The organism is Cellulomonas sp. P2_B4 (genome assembly GCF_056404795.1).
This window is the reverse complement of record NZ_JBFUDI010000022.1, coordinates 1-3,623: the sequence shown is the minus strand read 5'-3', so window position 1 is coordinate 3,623 and position 3,623 is coordinate 1. Positions and strand designations below refer to the sequence as shown.

The 3,623-nt window shown below is 77.2% G+C and carries 4 protein-coding genes and 1 pseudogene; all 5 read left to right on the top strand.

The window, feature by feature from the left end; translation table 11 throughout:
* The coding region (locus tag AC1DZC_RS19815) for a FliH/SctL family protein (protein WP_477044455.1) at positions 1-457 on the top strand (457 nt) is incomplete at its 5' end.
* On the top strand, positions 454-1,791 hold the full coding sequence (locus AC1DZC_RS19810) for a FliI/YscN family ATPase (protein WP_477044454.1): 1,338 nt from the start codon (positions 454-456) through the stop codon (positions 1,789-1,791). The genes AC1DZC_RS19815 and AC1DZC_RS19810, both read left to right, overlap by 4 nt.
* The gene (locus AC1DZC_RS19805) at positions 1,788-2,225 is read left to right on the top strand and encodes a flagellar export protein FliJ (RefSeq protein WP_477044453.1); all 438 of its coding nucleotides are present in this window, start codon (positions 1,788-1,790) and stop codon (positions 2,223-2,225) included. Before AC1DZC_RS19810 ends, AC1DZC_RS19805 begins: the two co-directional genes overlap by 4 nt.
* Positions 2,222-2,905, top strand: a complete 684-nt coding sequence (locus AC1DZC_RS19800) for a C40 family peptidase (protein WP_477044452.1) — start codon at positions 2,222-2,224, stop codon at positions 2,903-2,905. Before AC1DZC_RS19805 ends, AC1DZC_RS19800 begins: the two co-directional genes overlap by 4 nt.
* A pseudogene (locus AC1DZC_RS19795) lies at positions 2,902-3,623 on the top strand (hypothetical protein); the annotation flags it as partial. The gene AC1DZC_RS19800 and the pseudogene AC1DZC_RS19795, both read left to right, overlap by 4 nt.

Below are 3,623 nucleotides of genomic sequence, written 5' to 3'. Positions count from 1 at the left end.
GGTGGCGACCGAGCGCGCCGAGCAGGCCGCCACGACCGGCGCGCTGCTCGGCCGTGCGCTCGACGTGCTGGCGCGGGCCGCGGCGGCCGCCTCGGCGCGCACCGCCCCCGTGCTGGCCGAGGCCGAGGAGCTCCTGCACGCCGGGGCGCTCGAGCTGGCGCAGGCCGTGCTCGGCGTCGAGCTGTCCGACCGCGAGCAGTCCGCCCGCGCGGCGCTGGCCCGCGCGCTCGCCCGGCCGCGCGGCACCGAGACCGTCACGGTCCACCTCAGCCTGCGCGACCTCGACACCCTGCAGAGCATCGGTGCCGACGACGCCCCCGACGGCGTGCTGCTGGTCGGTGACCCGTCGCTGGCGCCGGGCGACGCCCTGGCCGTTCACCCCGACGGCTTCCTCGACGCGCGGATCGGCACGGCACTCGACCGTGCGCGCGCCGCCCTGGCGGGAGAGTCCGAATGAGCACCCTCCTGGAGACGCGGAACCGCTGGGACGACGCGCTCGCCGCCGTGGCCCCCGAGGTCGTCGGCACCGTCCGCACGGTCGTCGGCCTGTCGATCGAGGTCGCCGGCACAGGCGCCGCGCTCGGCGAGCTGGTCCGCATCGGCGACAGCGTCGGCGCGGACGAACCCGTCCTCGCCGAGGTCGTCGCGACCTCCGGCGACACCGTCCGCTGCATGCCGCTGGCCCCCACCCGCGGCCTGCGCGCCGGCATGCCCGCGCGTCCGCTCGGCCGGTCCCTGCAGGTGCCGGTCGGCACCGGGCTGCTCGGCCGGGTGCTCGACGGACTCGGGCGGCCCATCGACGGGTTGGGTCCGCTGCGGGCCGACGCCTACGTCCCCATGGACTCGCGCGCGCCGCACCCCCTCGACCGTGCCCGCGTCGACACCCCGCTCGACCTGGGCGTGCGCGTCCTCGACACGCTCGTGACGGTCGGCCGTGGCCAGCGCATGGGCCTGTTCGCCGGGTCGGGCGTCGGCAAGTCGAGCCTGCTGTCGATGATCGCCCGCGGCACCGACGCCGAGGTGTCGGTCATCGCGCTGGTCGGCGAGCGTGGCCGCGAGGTCCGGGAGTTCCTCGAGGACGACCTGGGCACCGAGGGTCTGGCCCGGTCCGTGGTCGTCGTCGCCACCTCCGACGAGCCGCCGCTCGTCCGGCTGCGCTCGGCCTTCGTCGCCACCCGGATCGCGGAGCACCTGCGCGACGGCGGGGCGCACGCGGTGCTGATGATGGACTCGCTGACCCGCGTGGCCATGGCGCAGCGCGAGATCGGCCTGTCGGTCGGCGAGCCGCCCGCGACCCGCGGCTACCCGCCGAGCACGTTCGCTCTGCTCGCGCAGCTGCTCGAGCGCGCCGGCACCGGTCCGACCGGTTCCGTCACCGGCCTCTACACGGTGCTCGTGGACGGCGACGACCACAACGAGCCGATCGCCGACGCCGCGCGCTCGATCCTCGACGGGCACGTCGTCCTCGACCGGCGCCTGGCCGTGGCGGGGCACTTCCCGTCGGTCGACGCCCTGGGCTCGATCAGCCGTGTGGCCTCGCGCGTGACGTCGCCGGACCAGCGCGCCGTCGCCTCCCGGCTGCGCGCCGTGATGGCCGCGCGCCGGCAGGCGCAGGACCTCATCGACGTCGGCGCGTACGTCCCCGGCTCCAACCCGCTGGTCGACGCCGCCGTCACGCACGGCCGCGCGATCGACGCGTTCCTGCGGCAGGGCATGGACGAGCCCGCCGCCGCGGCGCAGTCGTGGGCGCACCTGGGCGCCCTGGTCGACGCCTTGGGAGATCTGTCGTGAGCCGCGCCTTTCCGCTCGCCTCGCTGCTGCGGCTGCGCACCCTCACCGAGGACCGCGCCGCGTCCGAGCTGGCGCTGGCCCGTCGCGACCAGGCCCGTGCCGAGCAGCGTGCCCGCGACACCGCGGAGCGCCTCAGCGGCGCGACGCTGCCGCGCGAGGGCGACCTGCTCGCGTTCCGGGCCGCCGTCGCCGGGCGGGCCGCGCTCGGGTCGTTGCTGGTCGAGCGCCGGGGCGACGTGGTCGCCGCGGAGACCGTCACCGACGAGCGCGCCGAGACCTGGAGCGAGGCGCACCAGCAGGTGCGCGCGCTGGAGCGGCTCGAGGAGCGCCACCAGGAGGCCGAGCGCCTCGAGGAGACCCGCGCGGAGCAGAAGGTGCTCGACGAGATCGCGGGGCGCCGAGCGTCGGCGTCGTCGGAGGGGGCGGACTCATGACCACCGGGATCGCGGCAGTGCAGGCCCGGATCGGCGAGCTGCGTCAGCTCGTCGAACCGCAGAAGGTCATCGCGACGACCCCCACCAGCGCCAAGGTCTCGGCGACCTCCTTCACGGACGCGCTCGCGGCACTGGGCCTCTCCGAGACGGCGGCCCCGGCGGCGCCGACCGCGACGGGCCAGACCGGCCAGTCGCTCGTCGCGGCCGCCGAGAAGTACGTCGGGACGCCCTACGTCTGGGGCGGCGAGTCCCTCTCCGAGGGCGGCCTCGACTGTTCCGGGCTGGTGCAGCGCTCCCTCGCGGACCTCGGCGTGACCGGGATCCCGCGGACCGCCCGTGAGCAGATGACCCTCGGCACCGCGGTGCCCACCCTCGACCAGGCGCTGCCCGGGGACCTGCTGGTCTTCGGCGGCGGCACCCACATCGCCATCTACGTAGGGGACGGCAAGATGATCGACGCACCCAAGCCCGGCGGGCACGTCTCCGTGCGGGACGTGTACAAGGAACCGACGGCGATCCGTCGGATCCTGCCCCAGGAGACCGTCGCTGCGGCACCCGTCACGAGCGCGTCGGCCACGGCCAGCGCGCAGCGCGCCGCCCTCGAGGCGCTGATGTCGCTGAGCTCGTCCCCCTCCTCGTCCACCGCCACCGACGCGCTCACCGCCGGAGCGGCCGCGTGACCGCGGTCGGCGTGGCCCCCGTCGTCACGGGCGCCCGCTCGGCGTCCCCGCGCTCGTCCGTCGCGCCCGCCGGCGACTTCGCGCAGGTGCTCCAGCGGGTCGCCGCGCAGGATCGCGAGCCCGTCCGCACGCCCGCCCGGCCCGCCGGCTCCGGTGCGCAGACGGCCGAGCAGCGCGCGCTGGTCCACGCCTCCGACAAGGCGCTCGCGCGGTCGGCCGAGAAGGCGCACAAGCTCGGTGCGACGAAGGCGACCGCCGCGGAGCCGGATGCCGACGACGTCGTCAGGTCCGAGCCGACGGACACGACGCAGGAGACGGACCCGGCCGTGCTGGACGCGACCCCCGTCGACGCCCCCGCGACGGACCCGAACCCGACCGCGGCACCCGTCCCGAGCGCGGACGCCACGCCCGCTGACGGCACGCCCRCTCCCACGGGACCGGCGGCGACCGTCGGMCCGGCGATGCCTCCCGCCGGCAGCGACACCGCGGCCGCGGCGGCGACCGCCGCGACACCTGTCGGGACGACGACCCCGACCCCGGCGCTCGCCTCCGCGACGGGCCCCGTCGCCCCGCTCAACGGGCCGTCCGCTCCCGCGGCACCCGCTCCCGCAGCGTCGGCTCCGCTGACCCCGGCCGCCCCGAGCGGTGCGCGTCCCGCGGACAGCGCGCAGCCCGCGCCCCTCGCCACCCCGGCCGTCGCCCCGGCGGACGCGCAGGC

Excerpts from the sequence above, each read along its gene's own strand:
- AC1DZC_RS19810 (WP_477044454.1), top strand. The coding sequence starts at position 454 with ATGAGCACCCTCCTGGAGACGCGGAACCGCTGGGACGACGCGCTCGCC.
- AC1DZC_RS19800 (WP_477044452.1), top strand. The coding sequence starts at position 2,222 with ATGACCACCGGGATCGCGGCAGTGCAGGCCCGGATCGGCGAGCTGCGT.